A 20,782-nucleotide genomic window follows, 5' to 3' on the forward strand; every position below is an offset into this window, starting at 1 on the left:
TGACAACAAACTCATCGAACCAGACAATGTTAATCAGCCACTTCCATCATGGCCCCGTCAGCGCCCATCCGCACGATTACCCGGATGGCGCGCACCAGGAGCGGCATATCCATCGCGAGGCGCAATTGCTTTACGCCATGTGCGGCACCATGCGCGTGGTCACGGCCCAAGGTGCGTGGGTGATTCCGCCGACTCGGGCGGTGTGGATTGCACCGTGGATCGAGCATGAAATCTTCATGTCGGGCAAGGTGTGCATGCGCTCGCTGTTCATTGACCCCGAACTGTCGCCCGCCAACCTCAGCCAGTGCTGCGTACTGGCCGTCACCCCACTGCTGCGCGAGCTGATCCTCAAGGCGGTGCAGGCCCCCCGTCATGCAAAGAACCCGCTGATCCAACAGTTGATGCTCGAAGAAATTGCCAGCCTGGAAAACCTCCCGCTGCACATCCCCATGCCCGAGGATCGGCGCCTGCAAGGGATCTGCCTGGCCCTGCTGCAAACCCCCGACCATCCCAATACCCTGGAAGATTGGGCGCAACAGGTCGGCGCCAGCTCACGCACCCTGGCGCGACTGTTCCAGCAACAGTTGCAGATGAGTTTCAACGCCTGGCGCCAGCAACTGCGCCTGATGGAAGCCCTGCCGCGGCTGATCGCCGGGCAAAGCGTGCAGAGCGTTGCCGATCAATTGGGGTATGGCAGTGCCCGAGCCTTCAGCGCGATGTTCCGGCGCTTGCTGGGGCACAACCCCCGGGAATACCTCAGCGCGCTGAATCAGCTCAGTGCGATCAATGCATCTCGGTAAAGGCCAGCTTCACACCGATGGCGATCAGCACCACGCCCATCATGCGGTCGAACCAGTGCCCCATGCGGGCAAAACCGGCGCGCACTCGCTGCTGGCTGAACAGCATCGCCACCAGGCAGAACCAGATGGCAGTCGCCACGGCCAGGTAGATACCGTAGCCGGCTTGAATCGCCAGTGGCGTATGCGGATTGATCACCACGGTGAACAGGGACAGGAAGAACAGCGTGGCCTTGGGGTTCAGGCCGTTAGTCACAAAGCCCGAAGTAAAGGCACCGCGCGCCGTACGAATACCGGCTTCCTTGTGCAGGTCTTCGGTGGCAGGCTTGGCCGGTTGTGCGCGCAGGGCCTTGTAGCCGATGTACAGCAGGTAGGCCGCCGCCAGCCACTTCAGGGCGTTGAACAGCACGATCGACTGCGACACGATCAAGCCGATGCCCAGCAACGAGTAACCCACGTGCAGGAAGATCGCGCTGCCCACCCCCAGTGCCGTCCAGGTACCCGCACGCCGACCGTGGGTCACGGCCTCACGCACCACCACGGCAAAGTCCGGACCGGGACTTGCGACAGCCAGCAGGTGAATCAGGGCAACGGTCAAAAACTCTGTCCAGTACATTGGGGCTCCTTGAGGGCAAGCGTAACTATTTATTTCATCTGGTAGGCTCGGCAGATTACGCCTTCAGACTCACGCGCAAAAGGTACAGTTAATGACGAACAATCGCCGCGCCGTTTTCCTTGATCACCCATCACTGGACCTGGGGGACCTCGACCTCAGTGCATTGCGCGACTGTTTCAGCGAACTGCAGCTGTTCGCCCAGACCGAGCCCGGACAAGTCACCGAACGCCTGCAAGGCGCCGCGGTGGCGATCACCAACAAGATCCCGATCGATGCCAGCGCCATGGCCGCCAACCCGGACCTGAAGCTGATCCTGATCAGCGCCACCGGCACCAACAACGTCGACCTCGCTGCCGCCCGCGCCCACGGGATTACCGTGTGCAACTGCCAGGGCTACGGCACACCGTCGGTGGCCCAGCACACGATCATGTTGCTGCTCAACCTGGCCACCCGGCTGGGTGACTATCGCAAGGCCGTCGAGGCAGGCCGCTGGCAGCAGGCCAAACAGTTCTGCCTGCTGGACTACCCGATTGTCGAGCTGCAAGGCAAAACCCTCGGCCTGCTCGGCCACGGCGAACTGGGGGGCGCGGTGGCGCGATTGGCCGAAGCCTTTGGCATGCGGGTGATCTCGGGCCAGCTTCCCGGCCGCCCGGCTCGCGCCGACCGGATGCCGCTGGATGACTTGCTGCCTCAGGTCGACGCCCTGACCCTGCACTGCCCACTCAACGAACACACTCGCCACTTCATCGGCGCGCGCGAACTGGCGCTGCTCAAGCCCGGCGCATTAGTGGTCAACACTGCGCGCGGAGGCCTGATCGATGAACAGGCGCTGGCCGATGCCTTGCGCAGTGGTCACCTGGGAGGCGCGGCCACCGACGTGCTGAGCGTCGAACCGCCGACCACCGGCAATCCGCTGCTGGACAACGACCTCCCACGCTTGATCGTCACCCCGCACAACGCCTGGGGCAGCCGCGAAGCGCGGCAGCGGATCGTCGGTCAGTTGAGCGAAAATGCCCGGGGCTTTTTCAGCGGTACAGCGCTGCGGGTCGTCAGTTGATAAACTGCCGCACTTTTTTTCAAGGAGCAGAGTATGGATCCGCGCAGTGAAGTACTGCTTCGACAGGCTGAATTGTTTCAAGGCAACGTGCTGCTGGCCGGCTTGCCTGCCGACGACTTGCTGGGAAAACTGCCCGACGCCCATGGCTGGTGCTGGCACGCCGGCGATCAGGCGGCCCTGGACGCCCGTTTTGCCGAGCGCAGCCATTTCGGGGTGAACGCGCCCACCCGTGAGTTTGCAACGGCGGTGCTGTTCCTGCCCAAGTCCAAGGACCTGACCGACTACATCCTCAACGCCCTCGCCTCGCGCCTGGCTGGTTGTGAACTGTACCTGGTGGGGGAAAAACGCAGCGGCATCGAAGGCGCCGCCAAGCAGCTCAACCCGTTCGGTAAACCCCGCAAGCTCGACAGCGCGCGACACTGCCAGTTGTGGCAAGTGACCGTGGCCAATGCACCACAAGCCAAGTCCCTGGAAAGCCTGGCGCAGACCTATGAGTTGCCGCTGGCCGAAGGCCCGCTGACCGTCATCAGCCTGCCCGGGGTGTTCAGCCACGGTCGACTGGATCGCGGCAGTGCCCTGCTGCTCGAACACCTCGACAAGCTGCCCAGCGGCCATCTGCTGGACTTCGGCTGTGGGGCCGGCGTACTGGGCGCGGCGGTCAAGCGCCGTTATCCGCACAACACCGTGACCCTGCTCGACGTCGACGCCTTTGCCGCCGCCAGTAGCCGCCTGACCCTGGCAGCCAATGGTCTTGAAGCCGAGGTGCTGACCGGCGATGGCATCGACGCTGCCCCCATGGGACTGAGTGCGATTCTGAGCAATCCGCCGTTCCATGTCGGGGTCCACACGGACTACTTCGCCACGGAGAACTTGCTGCGAAAAGCGGTTAAACATCTGAAATCTGGCGGCGAACTACGACTGGTAGCCAACAGTTTCCTGAAGTACCAGCCGTTGATCGAAGAGCACCTGGGGCAGTGTTCGATCAAGGCCGAAGGACAGGGTTTCCGCATCTACCGAGCCAAGCGCGGTTAACTCACCGGATGAAAAAGAAGGCTTGCCGAATGGATTTTGCCTAGGCAGAATCCGCTCCGTCCTAGGGGAGTAGTCTCCCACGAGCGCCATGCTCGTCCGGCATACGTCAACATACTTGGTCAACAGGCCATGGCGTATGCGACCCAAGCGTCCGCACAGACGGACCGCAGGGTTTGACAAGACCTATGACACGCACACCTTACCCGGGGCGGGAAGGCTGTACGTGTCATAGCCGTGTCGACCCGCCCCTTAGGAAAACCCTGATGCTGGATTCGTTACTCGTTCCTACCGCAATCGTTGCCTTGGCCGAAATCGGCGACAAGACGCAACTGCTCGCACTCATTCTCGCCGCCCGCTTCCGCAAGCCCTGGCCGATCATTGCCGGCATCGTCGCCGCGACCCTGGCCAACCACGCAGCCGCTGGCGCCGTGGGCGCCTGGTTCGGCAGCTTCTTCTCGGATGCAACCCTGCACTGGATCCTCGCCGCCAGCTTTGCCGCCACCGCCCTGTGGACCCTGGTGCCGGACAAGATGGATGACGACGAGACCAGCACCGCCCGCAAGTTCGGGCCGTTCCTGACCACGTTGATCGCGTTCTTCCTGGCGGAGATGGGGGACAAGACCCAGGTCGCCACCGTGATGCTCGCAGCGCAATACCCGGAACTGTGGCTGGTGATCATCGGCACCACCGCCGGCATGCTGATCGCCAACGTGCCGGTGGTCCTGGCGGGCAACTTTGCCGCAGACAAACTGCCCCTGACCCTGATCCGGCGCCTGGCAGCATCGGCATTCCTGATCCTGGCCATCGTCGCGGTGTACAAGGCGATGCAGAGCAGTGGCTGGGTTTAAAGCGTTAGCGTGCGGCGCTACCAGCGCCGCACAATCCTCAGGACTTCTTGGCCTGCTGGTAAAGCGGCATGACTTTCGGAATCGCCGCCTGCAAGGAGGCGATCCGGCTGGCCGAAGCCGGGTGAGTGCTCATGAACTCCGGCGGCGCGCCCTCGTTCACTTTGCTCATCTTGTTCCACAGGGTGATCGCGGCGTTCGGGTCGTAGCCCGCACGGGCCGCCAGTTCCAGGCCGATCAGGTCGGCTTCGTTCTCGTTGGCCCGGCTGTTGGGCAAGGTCATGCCGTAGTTGGCCACGGTATCGGCCAGCGCCAGGGTGTCCTGGCCCAGACCGAGCAAGGCACCAGCGCCCTGCTTGGCCATTTCGATGCCATAGGCCTTGGACATCGCTTCACGGCCATGCTCGCGCAGGGCGTGGGCGATTTCATGGCCCATGATCGCGGCGATTTCATCGTCGGTGAGTTTCAGCGTGTCGATCAGCCCGGTGTAGAAAATGATCTTGCCGCCAGGACCGCAGTTGGCGTTGAGCTCATCGCTCTTGATCAGGTTGACTTCCCACTTCCACTGCGCCGAATCCGGACGGAACACCGGCGCCTGGGCGATCAGACGGGTGGCGATGGCTTGGACCCGCTTGGCGTCACGGCTGGTCTTGTCCAACACGCCCTTGCTGCCCGCCTCGCCCACGGTCTTCTGGTAAGACTGGGCGTACATCTGGTTGACCTCGTCGGTCGACAGCATGCTGAACATCCATTGCGAGCGCTCTACGCCCACTGCCCCGCCGCTGGTGGTGTTGACCGACTGACAACCACCGAGCAACAGACTGGCGCTCAGCGCACACACAACCCAAATCTTGTTCATGAGTACACTCCCTGAAAACATGGCGCGTATCGTAGGCGGTGACGGATGTTGGCGCCAGATGTAACAGGCGTGTTATCCATCATTGACCGAGTGAAATCCGATGCAGCGTTTCAACCGGGGGTCAGGCACTCCGGGGCATTGAGTTTGGGATCGTTGACCAGGTTCGCCAGCACCCGCTCGCGCAGGACGACGGGTTCGCTGGCGAGCAGTGCCTGCAGGACATGCAGCGGGGTTTGGGGGTCGAGCCAGGCTTGCTGGCCCGCCGCATCGAGAATCAATGGACGCCGCTGGCTGGCTGCCGGCTGGGTAATCACCGCCGTGCTCAACCACAGCTGTTCCTGCACCGGATAGGCTTCCCAGATGGCCGCAAAAAACAGCGACGATCCCTCGCCCGGGGTCAGCCAATACGGGCGCTTGCGGTGGGTGCCGCGCCACTCGTAAAAACCGTTGGCCGGCAGCAGGCAACGCCGCTGGCGGAAGGCCTCGCGAAACATCGGTTGTTCGGCGACGGTTTCCGCCCGGGCATGGGCCGGCGTCTTCGACAGGTCGGTCAGCCAAGGCGGTGTCAAACCCCAACGGGCACGTGCCAGCGTGCGCTCACCGGCCTCGGCACGCAGGATCAGCACCGAAGCATTCGGCGAAATATTCCACTGCGCCTGCTGATCGGCCGGGAATCCGGGCAAGGCCGCAAACGCGGGATTCCAGCGAAACAGGGCAAAACGTCCACACATGGGGCAACACGACTCTTGATCAAACGAACGTCAGCCTAACAGACCAGCACGTCCGGGAAGCTATCCGGTTCGTCGCCGGGCATCGGCAACGCCGCATTGTACGCGGCGATCAGCTCGCGGGCGTATTGCGCCTGATCATTATCCACCGCCAGGCCCAGCAGGCCGTACACCGGCAACTCGCCCGTAGCCCCGAGCAAATCACGCCCCACCAGATGGGCTTCTATCCCCTCGCTGGCCAGCATCCCTTGCAGCAACTCCCCCTCCATCAGGTTTTCCGGCTCGTAGATGCGCTGCATAGAGGGCACTCCTCAGTCGTTTTCACTGTGAACTTCGAGCATCCACTCCCGACCGTCGGTCTGTAGCGTGAACACTATCGGCCGACAACACACCGGGCAGTCCTCGATATAGGTCTGGTCGCCCCCGGACAAATCCAGAACCGCTTCGGCGTCCTCACCACAATAAGGGCATTCATAGCGCTCGGTTTCCAGCATCACGGTCTCCCAAGTGACTTGTGCGTATAATCGCCGGTCTATTTGCAGGGCTATTTTTGTTTGAGCTGACTTTTCAGACCGTACCCTGTGTGGATTTGATCCAATCCATTACTTACCCTAGCCGTTTCTAACAAGAGAGCATGATGGGCGAATTCGATGCCATCCGACCTTACGACGACAGCGAAGTCCCAGCGGTGCTGGCACGGCTGCTGAGCGACAAGGCGTTTCTAGATATCCTCACCCACTTTCGCTTTCCGCGGTTTGCCAGCGCCCTGGGCTGGATGCTCAAACCCCTTATAGCTCATCGCCTGCGCCGTGAGTTCGCCGGTGTCTGCTCGGTTGCCGCCTTGCAGGACAAGGTCGAGTTCTATGTCGACCACACCATCGAGCGCGCCACCGATGGCGTGACCTATACCGGTGTCGAGCAATTCAAGTCCGGCAGTGCCTATCTGTTCCTGGCCAACCACCGCGACATCGTGATGGACCCGGCCTTCGTCAACTACGCGATCTACCACGCAGGCCTGCCCACGCCGCGCATCGCGATTGGCGACAACCTGCTGCAAAAGCCCTTCGTCAGCGACCTGATGCGCCTGAACAAGAGCTTCATCGTGCACCGCTCCATCAGCGGTCGCCGCGAGAAGATGGCGGCGTATCAATTGCTGTCGGCGTACATCAACCATTCGATTCGCAATGACTGCCAATCGATCTGGATCGCCCAGGCCGAAGGCCGCGCCAAGGACGGCGACGACCGTACCGAGTCGGCAATCCTCAAGATGTTCCACATGAGCCGCAAGGACGAGCCGTTTGCCGAGGTGATCCTGTCGCTGAACCTGACGCCGGTCTCGATCAGCTACGAGTACGACCCATGCGACCAGGCCAAGGCTCGCGAGCTGTACATCCGCGCCACCACCGGCAGCTACACCAAGGAGCCCGGCGAGGATGACGTGAGCATCGCCAAGGGGATTACCGGCTACAAGGGCCGGGTCCATGTGAACTTTGCCGCGCCGATCAGCGAACGGTTCGAAGACACCAAGCAATTGGCAATCGAGATGGACCGGCAGATCCTCGGCGGCTATCGCCTGTTCCCGGTGCACTACCTGGCCTACGCCCAGTGGCAGGACGCCGACCCACAATTGAGCGTACCGAGTGCCGCCGAGCTGTTCCCGGCCGACGAACTGGCCAAGGCCCGGCAAGAATGGCAAGACCGTCTCGCGGCTTGCCCCGAGGAGCACCGTCCGTACCTGGTGCTGCAGTACGCCACCCCCGTGCGCAACCAGTACCGGGTCAAGGCCGGGCAGCCCCTGTAGGGCTCTGCCTGCAGCAAAAACGGCGCCTTGAGCGCCGTTTTTTTTATCTGGGGATCAGACCCGGGTGCTGATCCATGACACCAGCAGCGCCAGGCCCAGGCAGGCGAAACCAAACGCATAGAAGAAGCGATTCATACGCAAGGTGGCGATGCTCGCCAGATGCACCTGGTTGTCGGTATTGGCGCGCCCTGCCTGGGCGGCCAGGCTGGCGCGCGCCTGTTGCTCGCGGCGACGGGTCGAATGCAGCAGCCAACCACCCGGGCAGGCGAACAGCAGTGCAAGGAGGTTGATCAGCTTGGCGGGATGAGCGGAAAACAGCGACCAGAGTTGCAGAGACATCGTGGACCTCAATCGAAACAGGGCAAGCGCGGCGCGAATTCTACCCAAACCCGCACTGTCTGCCTGGGCTTTCCGACAAAAAACGAAACATCTGCCTGACTAATGTTCTGCGTCACGGCTTCGTCATCTAAATACGGCAGTCTGTCGCCCCTCGAAACCGACACGGAGCTTGTCATGCTGCACGCCGAAAACCAGGACCGCCTGTACCTCATCACTGCAACCGACGAACAACAGGCCCTCGTCGGCAGCCTGGCCTTCAATGTCCAGGATCGTCACTGGCTGGTGTATTGCGCCCTGGGCGGACACCAGCATGCCGACCTGCCGGAAACCGACCTGCTGACCGGGGTGAGCGTGCTGGATTTCTATTCGCAGGCGGCGTAACGGGCTGACACGGACAATAAAAAACCCGGGCCATGACTGGCTCCGGGTTTTGTAAGCGCACTACAACAACGCGTTACTCGGCCAGGATCTGACCCACGGTCGGGTCCTTGAACAGGCGGGTCAACGCATCGCTCAACACATCGCTGACCAGCTTGGTGTTGGTCTCCTGGTTCGGCGCCATGCCGAAACGCTGGTCCAGCGAGGCACCGTAGCGCCCGCTGTAACGACGGCCGGCGTTCTGCACATCGGAGCGGAAGGTCGCGCCAATGGTCGCCTCGGTCACGTACATGCCTTCCTTGGGCGACTGATACTTCAGTTCCGCCAGGGTCACCGTCAGCTGCGGGGCATTCAGCGCGTTGGCGGTCGGGGTGAAGCCCAGCAACCGCACAGCCGCTTCGGCCTGGGCCTGCAGCTTGGGCAGGATCTGCGCGCTCTGCACCGTGATCGCGCTGGTTTCAGGGTACAAGCCACCACGGGTGCCCAGGGTCGGTGACGGACGACCGTCCACCACCCGCACTACCACCGGCTGGCCACGCCCGACCGGCGCCAGCTGAGTCGTCAGTTTCGGCTCCGGGGCGAGTTGTTGCGGGCTGTGGGCGCAGCCAACCAGGGTCAAACTGGTCACAGTGATCAAACCGAACAACAGGCGTTGCAACATGCGTTTCTCTCCAGAATCAGGCACAGACAGACGCGCAGTATAGCGGTCGGCACCGGCAGCAAACCAGCGACCCTGAACACCGGCTGAAGACTTGCGCAATGTCATCCCTGGCGACTGCTCGGTCACGGGAGTGTCATGCCACACTGCTAACTTCAACACCGTCACCGAACGAGGGCATCGCCATGCAGTTTCTCTGGTCGCTTTTCGCTCCACGCCGCACCTATCGTTACTTCGCCCGACTCGACAGCGCCGAACGCTGCCTGGCATTCAAACACTGCCAGGTGCCTCCGATGGGCGATGGCTGGGTCGAAATCAACGAGATTCGCCCCCACTGGTTGCACCAGCCACTGCCCACCAGCGCCCGTCTTAGCCCACGCATTCGTCGCCTCAGGTTGCACTCGGCACTGGCCGGCTGACCGAACGGCTAATAAAAGTCATTAAACACGACCATTTCCCTGCGTTTCTTCGCTACAATCTCCCCCCGATTATAAGGACGTCTCCTGATCGGGCCTCGCAGCACCGCTGATACCTGCGTATTGGCACCCCCGCACCGCCCACAGAGAGCCGCCCACACAGATCGAGTGAAGCTGGCGAGCTTGCTGTTTTATCTTGCAAACCACCACTTTTCGCGAATCTGCAGAGCTGTCATGACGCTCGGCCACTGAGCTGTTTGCCCGTTTTCGACGCGGGTCCGGTGCCAGGCGCAGATAGCCCTTTTTGAGGTTCACGTCTTCAAAAGAGCGTGAAAAAACGGGTTTTCACAACTTCACAAGAGTGTGGCGAGCAAATGAATAGTTTTGCGTCTGAATATGCACCATTAGCGTCTACAACAGCCCAACGACACAGGACCGGATACGCCTCGAATACCGGAGCCTGAAGCCTGTCCGCTACGGATTTGGTTGCACAAACGGACGTATCGACCATAAGTCGAATTGCCTGCCGCGCGCTGAAATGAGTTCATGGGAACCCTGAGGCCAGTAGGTAACGTCTGTCGAAGTTGCGATAAATTGCGAAGATTCGGACATGGCGATCCTGGCCATGGGTGACCTGGGGCTCTACAGAGCATGCCCCGTAACTCCTGGCAGCTATGCCGACAATTTGGTGCTGCAGATTTTGGAGACGCGTTAAATGGCGCATAACGAAGCAGTCGACGTAGTACTGGTTGGGGCCGGCATCATGAGTGCCACCCTCGCTGTACTGCTCAAAGAGCTCGACCCCGCGATCAAGCTGGAAGTCGTCGAGCTGATGGATTCCGGGGCCGCGGAGAGTTCCAACCCGTGGAACAACGCCGGTACCGGTCACGCCGGCCTGTGTGAGCTGAACTACACGCCACAGGCCGCGGACGGCAGCGTCGACATCAAGAAAGCCGTGCACATCAACACCCAGTTCGAGGTGTCGAAGCAGTTCTGGTCCTACCTGACCCGCAAAGGCACCTTCGGCTCGTCGAAATCCTTTATCAGCCCGGTCCCGCACCTGAGCTTCGTACAGGGTGACGCTGGCGTGTCGTTCCTCAAGGAACGCTTCAACGTGCTGAAAAAGCACCACGCCTTCGCCGACATGGAATACACCGAAGACAAGGCCAAGATGGCCGAGTGGATGCCCTTGATGATGCCCGGGCGTGACGCTGGCGAAACGCTCGCCGCGACCCGCGTGCTCAACGGCACCGACGTCAACTTCGGCAACCTGACCAATCAACTGCTCAAGCACCTGACCAGCGCCGGCGATGCCCAGGTCAAGTACTGCAAGCGCGTGACCGGTCTCAAGCGCAGTGCCAACGGCTGGACCGTCAGCATCAAGGACGTCAACAGCGGCAGCAGCCGTGAAGTCGACGCCAAGTTCGTGTTCCTCGGCGCCGGTGGCGCGGCCCTGCCGTTGCTGCAGGCCTCGGGTATCGAGGAAAGTAAAGGCTTCGGCGGTTTCCCGATCAGTGGCCAGTGGCTGCGTTGCGACAACCCGGAAGTGGTCAAGCATCACCAGGCCAAGGTCTACAGCCAGGCCGCGGTCGGTTCGCCGCCAATGTCGGTTCCGCACCTGGACACCCGTGTGGTCGATGGCAAGACGTCCCTGCTGTTCGGGCCATACGCCGGCTTCACAACCAAGTTCCTCAAGCACGGTTCCTTCATGGACCTGCCGCTGTCGGTACGTGCCGGTAACATCGGGCCGATGCTGGCCGTGGCCAAGAACAACATGGACCTGACCAAGTACCTGGTCAGCGAAGTGATGCAATCGATGGAGCAACGCCTGGAGTCGCTGCGTCGTTTCTACCCTGAAGCGAAAGCCGAAGACTGGCGCCTGGAAGTGGCCGGCCAACGGGTGCAGATCATCAAGAAAGACCCGAAGAAAGGCGGCGTGCTGCAGTTCGGCACCGAACTGGTCGCCGCCAAGGACGGTTCGCTGGCCGCCCTGCTCGGCGCTTCGCCAGGTGCTTCGGTGACTGTTTCGATCATGCTGGAGCTGATCGAGAAATGCTTCCCGGGCAAAGCCAAGGGCGAGTGGGCTGGCAAACTGGCGGAAATTTTCCCCGCGCGTGAAAAAGTCCTGGAAACCGACGCTGCGCTGTATCGCAAGATCAACGCGCAGAACAACGTCGCCCTGGAGCTGGTGGAAGCCAGCAGCGAGACGCCAAGCTTCGCTTGATCCTCGCCCATAAAAAACGCCCCGTTCTCATCGAGAGCGGGGCGTTTTTTTATGGCGCTGACAATCTCAGCCGCGGGCTTTTTCGATCAGCTCGATGTACTCGGCGCTGTTGCGCTGATCCTTGATCACATCGACGAAGGTCTGGCCATGCTCATCCTTGCCGTCCAGGTCGTAGCCGGCTTCGACAAAGAACGTCAGGAAACGCTCGAAATCATCGATGCGCAGGCCGCGATAAGCCTTGATCAACTTGTGCTGGGACGGTGAAGTGGCGTCAACCGGTTCGAAATCGAGGAACAACTTGATCTGCTCATCGCCGATCTCGTCACCAATCACTTGCTTCTTATCTTTACGCATTGCCGACTCCAGCTCGCAGACATTTCACGGGGCAGGCAGTTTACCCCCGCCCCGCCCGATGCCTCAACGACCACGCTTCACTGCACCTGTGTGCAGGTCAGCCCAGATGTGCCCGTTGGCGTAGCTGAGGAACTGGCAATAGACCGTGTCATTGCGCAACAGGTCCAGCACCACCCGGTATTGGGCCATGGGATAAAACAGGGTGAGGGTGCGGGTAGTGGCGTCGTAGATCGGCTTTTTCAGGCTTTTGCTTTCGCCGTCGAAATTCACCAGCACCTGGCTGATGGTGGCCCCCTTGTTCAGGGGTTTGCCCTTGAGGCGAATCAGCACCGGTGACGTCACCGGGATCGGCTGCTGATTGGACTGGCGCTGGCTACCCACCACGACCGAATACTCGGTGACCTGTAACAGTTGCTGCTGCTCGGGCGAGGTGTCACGCAGGGTCAGGTCATCGGGCGGCAGAAATTGCCCGTGCATCACCGCAGGCGCGGCCGCCAGGGGCAGGCTGAAGCTCAGCAACAGAACGGCGCAACTGCGGATCAAAAGGCTCATGACGGGCTCCGGAATGGGGCCCAGCACTGTAGCAGCTGGCGTCCGGCGACGCAGCCAGACGCAGCCTTCTCGACCCATTGAGCAACGAGTGCCTGATCAAGAAAGCTGGAGGCGCTCTGGCTTACATACCTTTAACGGCAAAAATCCCGTTGGCGTTGCGCCAGTAGCCTTTGTAGTCCATGCCGTAGCCGAAGATGTAACGGTCTACGCAAGGCAGCCCGACGAAATCGGCCTTCAGGTCCGGACGGGCCTTGCGGTCGTGATCCTTGTCGATCAGCACGGCGGTGTGCACTTTGCGGGCACCGGCGTGTTTGCAGAAGTCGATGATCGCGCCCAGGGTGTGCCCTTCATCGAGGATGTCGTCGATGATCAGCACGTCACGGTCGATGAACGAGACTTCGGGCTTGGCTTTCCAGAACAGGTCGCCGCCGCTGGTTTCGTTGCGATAGCGCGTGGCGTGCAGGTAAGAAGCTTCCAGCGGGAAGTGCAGATGGGTGAGCAACTTGCCAGAGAAGATCAGACCGCCGTTCATCACGCAGAACACCACCGGATTGCTGTCAGCCAGTTGTTCGTTGATGAGCGCACCGACACGGGCGATGGCCGCCTCGACTTCAGCTTCGGTGTACAGGCAGTCAGCCTCTCGCATGATTTGACGGATATGCTCGAGATCAGCGGACATGGTGCTCTCCAAGGGGTGGCGGATTCGGAAAAGCGAGCAAAGGTACGCATCCCGACCGGTCGAATCAAGCGTTTCTGGACTAACGTACTGAATGTCTATAGGACAACAACCCCGGATAGATTAATCTAGGCCGGTTTTTTTGCCCGCCGCCGGAGCCTTTCCCTATGCCCATCCGTGAGATCCGCCATCCGCTGATCCGACACAAACTTGGCCTTATGCGCCGCGCCGACATTAGCACGAAGAATTTCCGTGAGCTCGCTCAGGAAGTGGGTGCCCTGTTGACCTACGAGGCCACCAAGGACCTGCCCTTGGAAACCTATGACATCGAGGGCTGGTGCGGTACCGTTTCGGTCGAGAAAATCGCCGGTAAGAAAATTACCGTGGTTCCTATCCTGCGCGCCGGCATCGGCATGCTCGAAGGTGTCCTGAGCCTGATCCCAGGCGCCAAGGTCAGCGCCGTGGGCGTGGCCCGCAACGAGGAAACCCTCGAAGCGCACACCTACCTGGAGAAACTGGTTCCAGAAATCGACGAACGGCTGGCCATGATCATCGACCCGATGCTCGCCACCGGTAGCTCCATGGTTGCCACCATCGACCTGCTGAAAAAAGCCGGCTGCAAGGACATCTGCGCCATGGTCCTGGTCGCGGCCCCCGAAGGGATCGCGGCTGTCGAGAAGGCTCACCCGGACGTGACCATCTACACCGCCTCGATCGACGAAAAACTCAACGAGCACGGCTACATCATTCCTGGCCTGGGCGATGCTGGCGACAAGATCTTCGGCACCAAGCAGAAGGACGCGTGAGCATGCAGGACGAGTTCAACGACCCGCTCTGGCGCCAGATCCTGTCGGGTGCCCAGATGCTGTTCGTGGCGTTTGGCGCGCTGGTGTTGATGCCGCTGATTACCGGCCTCGACCCCAACGTCGCGCTGTTCACGGCGGGCCTGGGGACTCTGCTGTTCCAGCTCGTGACCGGGCGGCAAGTGCCGGTGTTCCTGGCGTCGAGCTTTGCCTTCATCACCCCGATCATTCTTGCCAAGGGCCAGTTCGGCCTCGCGGCAACCATGGGTGGCGTGATGGCGGCAGGTTTTGTCTACACCTTCCTGGGCCTGGCCGTGAAGATCAAGGGCACCGGTTTCATCGACCGCCTGCTGCCACCGGTGGTGATTGGCCCGGTGATCATTTCGATCGGCCTGGCCATGGCGCCGATTGCCGCGAACATGGCCATGGGCAAGGCCGGTGACGGCAGCGAGCTGATTCCCTACCAGACGGCGATGATGATCTCGATGCCGGCGTTGCTGACCACCCTGATCGTGGCCGTGTTCGGCAAAGGCATCTTCCGCCTGGTGCCGATCATTTCCGGGGTGCTGGTGGGCTTTGGCATGGCGTTCTACTTTGGCGTCGTCGACACCGCGAAGATCGCTGCAGCGCCCTGGTTTGCCTTGCCGCACTTCACGGCACCGGAGTTCAACTGGCAGGCGATCCTGTTCATTGTCCCGGTGGCGCTGGCCCCGGCCATCGAACACATCGGCGGGGTCATCGCTGTCGGCAGCGTGACCGGTCGCGACTACCTGAAAAAACCGGGCCTGCATCGCACCCTGTTTGGCGACGGTATCGCTACCACGGCAGCCGGCATGCTCGGCGGCCCACCCAACACCACCTACGCCGAAGTGACCGGCGCGGTGATGCTGACCAAGAACTACAATCCGAAAATCATGACCTGGGCGGCGATCTTCGCCATCAGCCTGGCCTTTATCGGCAAGTTCGGTGCGCTGCTGCAAAGCATTCCAGTACCGGTGATGGGCGGGATCCTGTGCCTGTTGTTCGGCTCGATTGCCGCGGTGGGCATGAACACCATGATCCGCCACAAGATCGACCTGGGCGAAGCACGCAACCTGGTGATTGTCTCGGTCACCCTGGTGTTTGGTATCGGCGGTGTGCTGATCGGCACCGGCACCGGCCCGGATGACTTCGGCCTCAAGGGCATCGCCCTGTGCGCCATTGTCGCGATCGGGTTGAACCTGCTGTTGCCGGGCAATGACGGCTGGAAGAACAAGCAGCCGGACGAGCCGCTGCTCTAAGGGTCTTGCTGCCTGAAAGAAGGTTATTGCGGGCACCCCTTGCGCCGACAGGAACAAGGCGTGCCCGCGATACTTTCCGGCCCTCTACAAAACCACCGGCGCCCTTTCACACAGGGTGTTCAACGCCTGCGCCCACTGCGGCTCATCGTTGAGGCACGGCACTAGCACCAACTCCTCGCCCCCCGCTTCGCGGAACTGTTCCAGGCCACGATCACCGATCTCTTCCAGGGTTTCGATGCAGTCGGCGACAAACGCCGGGCACATCACCAAGAGTTTCTTCGCGCCACTTTTGGCCAGCTCATCGAGGCGGGCTTCGGTGTAGGGTTCGATCCACTTGGCACGCCCCAGGCGCGACTGGAATGACACCGACCACTTGCCATCCGGCAAGCCCAGGCGCTTGGCAAAGTCTGCCGCCGTGCGCAGGCATTGGGCGCGATAACAGGTGGCAATCACCTCTGCCGGCGCTGCGGCGCAGCAATCGCCACTGTTACTGCATTCAAAGCAATGACCCGGATTGAGCTTCTTCAGGTGCCGCTCCGGCAAACCGTGAAAACTCAGCAGCAGGTGATCGTAATCCTGCTCCAGATAAGGCCGGGCGCTGGCCACCAGGGCGTCGAGGTATTCCGGCTGGTCGTAGAACGGCTGGAGAATCGCGAACTGCACCTCGAGTTTTTTCTCGCGCACCACTCGCTTGGCTTCCTCGATCACCGTGGTCACGGTGCTGTCGGCAAACTGTGGATACAACGGCGCCAGGGTGATTTTCTTGATGCCTTGGGCGGCCAGTCGAGTCAGCACCGTCTCGATCGACGGCTCGCCGTAACGCATCGCCAATTCGACCGGACCCCGGGTCCACTGCGCCGTCATGGCCTGCTGCAAACGCCGGCTGAGGACCACCAGCGGCGAGCCTTCGTCCCACCAGATCGAGGCGTAGGCATGGGCCGACTGCTCAGGGCGCTTGATCAGGATCAACGACACCAGCAGGCGCCGCACCGGCCACGGCAGGTCAATGACGTAAGGGTCCATCAGGAATTGATTGAGGTAGCTGCGCACATCCGCCACCTGAGTGGAAGCGGGCGAACCCAGGTTGACCAGGAGCAACGCGTGATCGGTCATGCAACGTCCTATTTCAAAGGCGGCTGGACAGGTCGTCCAGAGCCGCACGCAAATCAGTGAAGCGAAAGGTGAAACCTGCCGCCAGTAAACGCATCGGGGTCACCCGCTGGCCGCCCAACAGCAGCAGCGACAACTCACCAAGCCCCACCTTCAGCACGAACGATGGCAGGGGCATGAATGCTGGCCGGTGCAGGACATCGGCCAGGGTCTTGGCAAACTCGCGATTGCGCACCGGTTTTGGCGCGCAGGCATTATAAGGACCGCTGGCCATATTCTGATGCAGAAGAAAATCAATCAGCGCGATTTGATCGTCGATATGAATCCATGACATCCACTGCCGGCCATTGCCGATAGGCCCGCCCAGCCCCGCTTTGAAGGGCAGGCGCAGGCGCGACAAAAAGCCGCCCTCAGCCGACAGCACCAGCCCGGTCCGCACCAGCACTACACGCATGCCCAAGGCCTCGGCGCGTTGTGCGGTTTCTTCCCAGGCGATGCACAGCTGGCTGGCGAAGTCCTCGCTGACAGGGGGAGAATCTTCGGTCAGTTCACGCTCGCCACCATCGCCGTACCAGCCCACCGCGGACCCGGAAATCATCAACCGGGGTTTTTGCTCAAGGCTCTCCAGCCAGGCCAACAGGGTTTCGGTCAGGCTGATCCGGCTGCTCCACAGCAGCGCCTTGCGCCGATGGGTCCAGAGCCGATCGGCAATCGGCGCCCCCGCAAGGTTGATCAAAACATCCACCGGCGCCTGGCCGATCTCCTCCAGACGCGCGATGCCTCGCACCTGAGCGCCGCACAGAGTCGGCACTTTTTCCGGCTTGCGACTCCATACCGTCAGGCTGTGGCCCTGGCTCAACCAGAGTCGGCAAAGCTGGCGTCCTATCAATCCAGTACCGCCGGTCAGCAATATGTGCATGACATGTTCCTCGCGTGGCGTTTTACCTCGATCACTAGTCTATTTTTATAAGCAGGGATGTTTCGGATCGGGCAGGCTCTGTGATTAACCATAGGCCAAGCTATCAGAACGAGAACGCTGAAAGTTATACCAAAAAATATAATTGTACAGGTTTAACCCTAAGCGTAGCCTGTAGAGAAAGGTAAACGAGGCCCCTATGACTCTACCCATCGCAATTATCGGCACCGGCATCGCCGGACTTTCCGCCGCCCAGGCTCTGCAAGAGACCGGCTACGTCGTGCAACTGTTCGATAAAAGCCGTGGCAGCGGTGGGCGCATGTCGAGCAAACGCAGCGACGCCGGCGCACTCGACTTGGGGGCGCAGTATTTCACCGCCCGTGATCGGCGCTTTGTCACTGAAGTGCAGCGCTGGCAGGCCAATGGCTGGGTCGCCGAGTGGACGCCACAGCTCTACAACTTCCAGGGCGGCCAGCTCAGCCCCTCGCCGGACGAGCAGACCCGCTGGGTCGGCACGCCGCGCATGAGCGCCATTACCCGCGCCCTGATTGGCGACCTGGAGGTGCACTTCGCCTGCCGCATCACCGAGGTCTATCGAGGTGAACAGCACTGGCACCTGCAGGATGCCGAAGGCTTCACCCACGGCCCCTTCAGCCATGTGGTAATCGCCACGCCCGCCCCGCAGGCAACCGCCCTGCTGGCCTCCGCACCGAAACTCGCCGGGGTCGCCGCCGGGGTGAAAATGGACCCGACCTGGGCCGTCGCCCTGGCATTCGATACACCGCTGGATACCGCGATGGAAGGCTGCTTCGTGCAGGACAGCCCGCTCGACTGGCTGGCCCGCAACCGCAGCAAGCCGGGGCGCGATAACAACCTGGACACCTGGGTGCTGCACGCCACCAGCAGTTGGAGCCGGCAACACATCGACCTGTCCAAGGAGGCGGTGATCGAACAACTGCACGGCGCCTTTGCCGAACTGCTGCACAGCGCCATGCCTGCCCCGACCTTCAGCCTGGCGCATCGCTGGCTGTATGCGCGCCCTGCCAGCAGTCACGAATGGGGGGTGCTGGCGGATGCCGACCTGGGCTTGTATGTGTGCGGCGACTGGTGCCTGTCGGGCCGGGTCGAAGGCGCCTGGTTGAGTGGCCAGGAAGCCGCCCGCCGCTTGCACGAACACCTGCAGTAGCCGCCTCCTTGTAGCCGCTGGCGAAGCCTGCGTTAGGTTGCGCAGCGCCCCCGGCATTGCCAAGTCCAATGAACGTCCTGCGGCCGTTAACGCAGCCTCGTGGGCTCGACAGCTGCTACCGGAACAATCGACGTGAAAACCTATACAAAATAATTGACTTGTACACCTTACGACCTATGATCAAAACATGTTGTACAGCGAGTGACGCTTGTACAGGTTTTAATCCGAGGTCTGCCGATGTCCAGCGAATCCCCGCACAAACCGAAAATCGCCATCAGTGCCTGCCTGCTGGGCGACGAAGTGCGCTACAACGGTGGGCATAAACAATCCCAGCTCTGCAGTCGCACCCTCAGCCAATATTTCGAGTTTGTCCCGGTGTGCCCCGAAGTCGCCATCGGCCTGGGCATCCCACGCGAGCCCATTCGCCTGGTCGGCGACCTGCGACACCCTCGCGCCGTCGGCACCGTCAACCCGCAACTTGACGCAACCCAACCGCTGGCCGACTACGGCCAGCGCATGGCCGCTGAACTGACGGACCTGTGCGGTTACATCTTCATGCAAAAATCCCCCTCCTGCGGCCTGGAGCGGGTCAAGGTCTATCACGCCAACGGCAGCCCACAGGACGGTGGCGGCCGGGGTATCTATGCCGAGGCGTTTTGTGCCCGCCACCCGGACCTGCCAGTGGAAGAAGATGGTCGGCTCAACGATCCGGTGCTGCGCGAGAACTTCCTGACCCGCGTTTTCGCCTATGCCGCCTGGCAGGATTTGCTGCAACAGGGCCTCAGTCGCCGCGGCCTGACCGACTTCCACGCACGCTACAAGTACCTGCTGATGGCCCACAACCCACTGCAATACAAGGCCCTGGGCAAGCTGCTGGGCAACATGGGCCAAAGCGACCCCGCAGAACTCGGCCCGCGTTATTTCAGCCAATTGATGGCGGCCCTCAAGCAATGCGCCACCCGCGGGACCCACAGCAATGTACTGCAACACCTGAGCGGCTATTTCAAGCAGACCCTGAGCGTCGAGGACAAACAGGAAGTCCAGCACGTGATCGGCCAATACCGCCTCGGCGTCGTGCCGCTGGTGGTCCCGCTGACCTTGCTCAAGCATCACCTGCGTCACCATCCCGATCCGTACATCGCGCAACAGGTCTACCTGCAGCCGCACCCGGAAAACCTCAGCCTCAGAAATGCGATTTGAATGAACATGCCCAGTGCCAATCACGCCCATGAACCAGACACCGACTACCAGCAGGCGCTGGAGGAAGGCTGGCTGCCGATCCGTGAAGTCGCCCGCGTGACCGGCGTCAACGCCGTCACCCTGCGCGCCTGGGAGCGTCGTTACGGGCTGATCGTGCCGCAGCGCACCCCCAAGGGCCATCGGCTGTTCTCGGCCGAGCATGTGCAGCGCATACACGACATCCTGACCTGGCTCAATCGCGGTGTGGCGGTGAGTCAGGTCAAGCAACTGCTGGACACGCCCCAGGCCTTCAGCTCGCCGGTGGAAAATGACTGGCAGGTCCTGCGGCAGAACCTGACCCAGGCCATCTGCAGCCTGGCCGAGCGCCAGGTTGATGACCTGTTCAACCAGGCCATGGCCCTGTATCCGCCACGGACCTTGTGTGAGCAACTGCTGATGCCGTTGCTGGCAGAGCTCGAACAACGCTGGCAAGGACAATTCGGCGCCCAGATGGAGCGCTCGTTTTTCTACAGCTGGCTGCGCAGCAAATTCGGTGCGCGGATCTACCACAACAACCGCCAGCTGCGTGGCGCCCCGTTGCTCCTGGTCAATCACTCCGACCTGCCGCTCGAACCCCACCTGTGGCTCTGTGCCTGGCTGATCAGCAGCGTCGATTGCCCGGTGGAAGTGTTCGACTGGCCTCTGCCGGTCGGTGAACTGGCCCTGGCGGTCGAACACCTGCAAGCGCGTGCGGTGCTGCTGTATTCGAGCAAAACCAGCAATCTGAAACAGTTGATGAAGCTGCTGAACAATGTCAGTTGCCCAACACTCATTGCCGGTCCAACGGTATCTATCCACCACGCCGAGTTGTCCGAAATCACCACCGAGATCGCTGACCTATTGCTGGCCGATGACCCCCTGTCGGCTCACCAGGTGTTGATTCAGCGAGGACTGATCTGATGCCCAGCGTGCAAGC

General features: G+C 61.4%; 25 protein-coding genes and 1 riboswitch. Of the genes, 13 read left to right on the plus strand and 12 right to left on the minus strand.

Annotated features, from left to right (window positions below; translation table 11 throughout):
* The first annotated feature begins 26 nt into the window (after positions 1-26).
* Positions 27-800, plus strand: a complete 774-nt coding sequence (locus H7995_RS21420) for an AraC family transcriptional regulator (RefSeq protein WP_166589741.1) — start codon at positions 27-29, stop codon at positions 798-800.
* On the opposite strand, the gene H7995_RS21425 is transcribed toward H7995_RS21420, so the two are convergent.
* Positions 784-1,413 (minus strand): LysE family translocator, encoded by a 630-nt coding sequence (locus H7995_RS21425; RefSeq protein WP_166589742.1) that lies wholly within the window; start codon positions 1,411-1,413, stop codon positions 784-786. The genes H7995_RS21420 and H7995_RS21425 overlap by 17 nt on opposite strands.
* Positions 1,414-1,504: 91 nt before the next feature.
* Between H7995_RS21425 and H7995_RS21430 the strand changes: the two genes are divergently transcribed.
* From H7995_RS21430 to H7995_RS21440, 3 genes are all read left to right on the plus strand, one after another.
* On the plus strand, positions 1,505-2,470 hold the full coding sequence (locus tag H7995_RS21430; RefSeq protein ID WP_185818819.1) for a 2-hydroxyacid dehydrogenase: 966 nt from the start codon (positions 1,505-1,507) through the stop codon (positions 2,468-2,470).
* Positions 2,471-2,503: 33 nt separating this feature from the next.
* The gene (locus H7995_RS21435; protein ID WP_166589744.1) at positions 2,504-3,502 is read left to right on the plus strand and encodes a methyltransferase; all 999 of its coding nucleotides are present in this window, start codon (positions 2,504-2,506) and stop codon (positions 3,500-3,502) included.
* 51 nt (positions 3,503-3,553) lie between these two features.
* A riboswitch (yybP-ykoY riboswitch) is annotated at positions 3,554-3,677 on the plus strand.
* 88 nt (positions 3,678-3,765) lie between these two features.
* The gene (locus H7995_RS21440) at positions 3,766-4,350 is read left to right on the plus strand and encodes a TMEM165/GDT1 family protein (protein WP_166589745.1); all 585 of its coding nucleotides are present in this window, start codon (positions 3,766-3,768) and stop codon (positions 4,348-4,350) included.
* A gap of 37 nt (positions 4,351-4,387) precedes the next feature.
* On the opposite strand, the gene H7995_RS21445 is transcribed toward H7995_RS21440, so the two are convergent.
* The 4 genes from H7995_RS21445 to H7995_RS21460 form a co-directional block, all read right to left on the minus strand.
* On the minus strand, positions 4,388-5,206 hold the full coding sequence (locus H7995_RS21445; RefSeq protein ID WP_166589746.1) for a M48 family metallopeptidase: 819 nt from the start codon (positions 5,204-5,206) through the stop codon (positions 4,388-4,390).
* A gap of 110 nt (positions 5,207-5,316) precedes the next feature.
* Positions 5,317-5,937 carry an SOS response-associated peptidase gene (locus H7995_RS21450; RefSeq protein WP_166589747.1) on the minus strand — a complete coding sequence of 207 codons (621 nt, stop codon included), beginning with the start codon at positions 5,935-5,937 and terminating at the stop codon, positions 5,317-5,319.
* A 35-nt stretch (positions 5,938-5,972) separates the two neighbouring features.
* Positions 5,973-6,233 carry a putative signal transducing protein gene (locus H7995_RS21455; RefSeq protein WP_166589748.1) on the minus strand — a complete coding sequence of 87 codons (261 nt, stop codon included), beginning with the start codon at positions 6,231-6,233 and terminating at the stop codon, positions 5,973-5,975.
* 12 nt (positions 6,234-6,245) lie between these two features.
* On the minus strand, positions 6,246-6,428 hold the full coding sequence (locus H7995_RS21460; protein WP_166589749.1) for a CPXCG motif-containing cysteine-rich protein: 183 nt from the start codon (positions 6,426-6,428) through the stop codon (positions 6,246-6,248).
* Positions 6,429-6,568: 140 nt separating this feature from the next.
* Between H7995_RS21460 and H7995_RS21465 the strand changes: the two genes are divergently transcribed.
* Complete coding sequence (locus H7995_RS21465) at positions 6,569-7,735, plus strand: 1-acyl-sn-glycerol-3-phosphate acyltransferase (protein WP_185818820.1); 1,167 nt, start codon at positions 6,569-6,571, stop codon at positions 7,733-7,735.
* Between the two features lie 54 nt (positions 7,736-7,789).
* Here the strand turns inward: H7995_RS21465 and H7995_RS21470 are convergent, their stop codons facing one another.
* Positions 7,790-8,074 carry a hypothetical protein gene (locus H7995_RS21470; RefSeq protein WP_166589751.1) on the minus strand — a complete coding sequence of 95 codons (285 nt, stop codon included), beginning with the start codon at positions 8,072-8,074 and terminating at the stop codon, positions 7,790-7,792.
* A 174-nt stretch (positions 8,075-8,248) separates the two neighbouring features.
* Between H7995_RS21470 and H7995_RS21475 the strand changes: the two genes are divergently transcribed.
* On the plus strand, positions 8,249-8,455 hold the full coding sequence (locus H7995_RS21475; protein WP_166589752.1) for a hypothetical protein: 207 nt from the start codon (positions 8,249-8,251) through the stop codon (positions 8,453-8,455).
* Between the two features lie 73 nt (positions 8,456-8,528).
* Here the strand turns inward: H7995_RS21475 and H7995_RS21480 are convergent, their stop codons facing one another.
* Entirely contained in the window at positions 8,529-9,113 is a 585-nt protein-coding gene (locus H7995_RS21480; protein WP_166589753.1) for a YajG family lipoprotein, read from the minus strand.
* Between the two features lie 182 nt (positions 9,114-9,295).
* On the opposite strand from H7995_RS21480, the gene H7995_RS21485 reads away from it, so the two are divergent.
* The gene (locus H7995_RS21485) at positions 9,296-9,529 is read left to right on the plus strand and encodes a hypothetical protein (RefSeq protein WP_166589754.1); all 234 of its coding nucleotides are present in this window, start codon (positions 9,296-9,298) and stop codon (positions 9,527-9,529) included.
* Between the two features lie 712 nt (positions 9,530-10,241).
* Complete coding sequence (gene mqo / locus H7995_RS21490; protein WP_166589755.1) at positions 10,242-11,750, plus strand: malate dehydrogenase (quinone); 1,509 nt, start codon at positions 10,242-10,244, stop codon at positions 11,748-11,750.
* A 66-nt stretch (positions 11,751-11,816) separates the two neighbouring features.
* Here the strand turns inward: mqo and H7995_RS21495 are convergent, their stop codons facing one another.
* The 3 genes from H7995_RS21495 to H7995_RS21505 form a co-directional block, all read right to left on the minus strand.
* On the minus strand, positions 11,817-12,104 hold the full coding sequence (locus H7995_RS21495) for a PA4642 family protein (protein WP_166589756.1): 288 nt from the start codon (positions 12,102-12,104) through the stop codon (positions 11,817-11,819).
* 63 nt (positions 12,105-12,167) lie between these two features.
* On the minus strand, positions 12,168-12,656 hold the full coding sequence (locus tag H7995_RS21500) for a hypothetical protein (protein WP_182342278.1): 489 nt from the start codon (positions 12,654-12,656) through the stop codon (positions 12,168-12,170).
* A 121-nt stretch (positions 12,657-12,777) separates the two neighbouring features.
* On the minus strand, positions 12,778-13,335 hold the full coding sequence (locus tag H7995_RS21505) for a hypoxanthine-guanine phosphoribosyltransferase (RefSeq protein WP_166589758.1): 558 nt from the start codon (positions 13,333-13,335) through the stop codon (positions 12,778-12,780).
* 164 nt (positions 13,336-13,499) lie between these two features.
* Here H7995_RS21505 and upp point away from each other — a divergent pair, with 164 nt between their 5' ends.
* Both upp and H7995_RS21515 read left to right on the plus strand, forming a co-directional pair.
* Positions 13,500-14,138, plus strand: coding sequence for a uracil phosphoribosyltransferase (gene upp, locus H7995_RS21510; protein WP_095168992.1), 639 nt, complete (start codon positions 13,500-13,502; stop codon positions 14,136-14,138).
* A 2-nt stretch (positions 14,139-14,140) separates the two neighbouring features.
* Entirely contained in the window at positions 14,141-15,415 is a 1,275-nt protein-coding gene (locus tag H7995_RS21515) for a uracil-xanthine permease family protein (protein WP_166589759.1), read from the plus strand.
* 84 nt (positions 15,416-15,499) lie between these two features.
* Here the strand turns inward: H7995_RS21515 and hemH are convergent, their stop codons facing one another.
* Positions 15,500-16,528, minus strand: a complete 1,029-nt coding sequence (gene hemH, locus H7995_RS21520) for a ferrochelatase (protein WP_166589760.1) — start codon at positions 16,526-16,528, stop codon at positions 15,500-15,502.
* 13 nt (positions 16,529-16,541) lie between these two features.
* On the minus strand, positions 16,542-17,444 hold the full coding sequence (locus tag H7995_RS21525) for a TIGR01777 family oxidoreductase (protein ID WP_166589761.1): 903 nt from the start codon (positions 17,442-17,444) through the stop codon (positions 16,542-16,544).
* Positions 17,445-17,640: 196 nt separating this feature from the next.
* On the opposite strand from H7995_RS21525, the gene H7995_RS21530 reads away from it, so the two are divergent.
* The 3 genes from H7995_RS21530 to H7995_RS21540 all read left to right on the plus strand — a co-directional run bounded on the left by H7995_RS21530 (position 17,641) and on the right by H7995_RS21540 (position 20,766).
* A complete protein-coding gene (locus tag H7995_RS21530; RefSeq protein ID WP_185818821.1) occupies positions 17,641-18,627 on the plus strand; it encodes an NAD(P)/FAD-dependent oxidoreductase in 987 nt (328 codons plus the stop codon).
* 237 nt (positions 18,628-18,864) lie between these two features.
* The gene (locus H7995_RS21535; RefSeq protein ID WP_166589763.1) at positions 18,865-19,827 is read left to right on the plus strand and encodes a YbgA family protein; all 963 of its coding nucleotides are present in this window, start codon (positions 18,865-18,867) and stop codon (positions 19,825-19,827) included.
* A complete protein-coding gene (locus tag H7995_RS21540) occupies positions 19,828-20,766 on the plus strand; it encodes a MerR family transcriptional regulator (RefSeq protein ID WP_166589764.1) in 939 nt (312 codons plus the stop codon). It abuts the gene before it with no gap.
* Positions 20,767-20,782: the final 16 nt, after the last annotated feature.

Origin of the sequence: Pseudomonas kielensis (genome assembly GCF_014236655.1) — a bacterium.
In the GTDB taxonomy this organism is placed as follows: Bacteria; Pseudomonadota; Gammaproteobacteria; order Pseudomonadales; family Pseudomonadaceae; genus Aquipseudomonas; species Aquipseudomonas kielensis.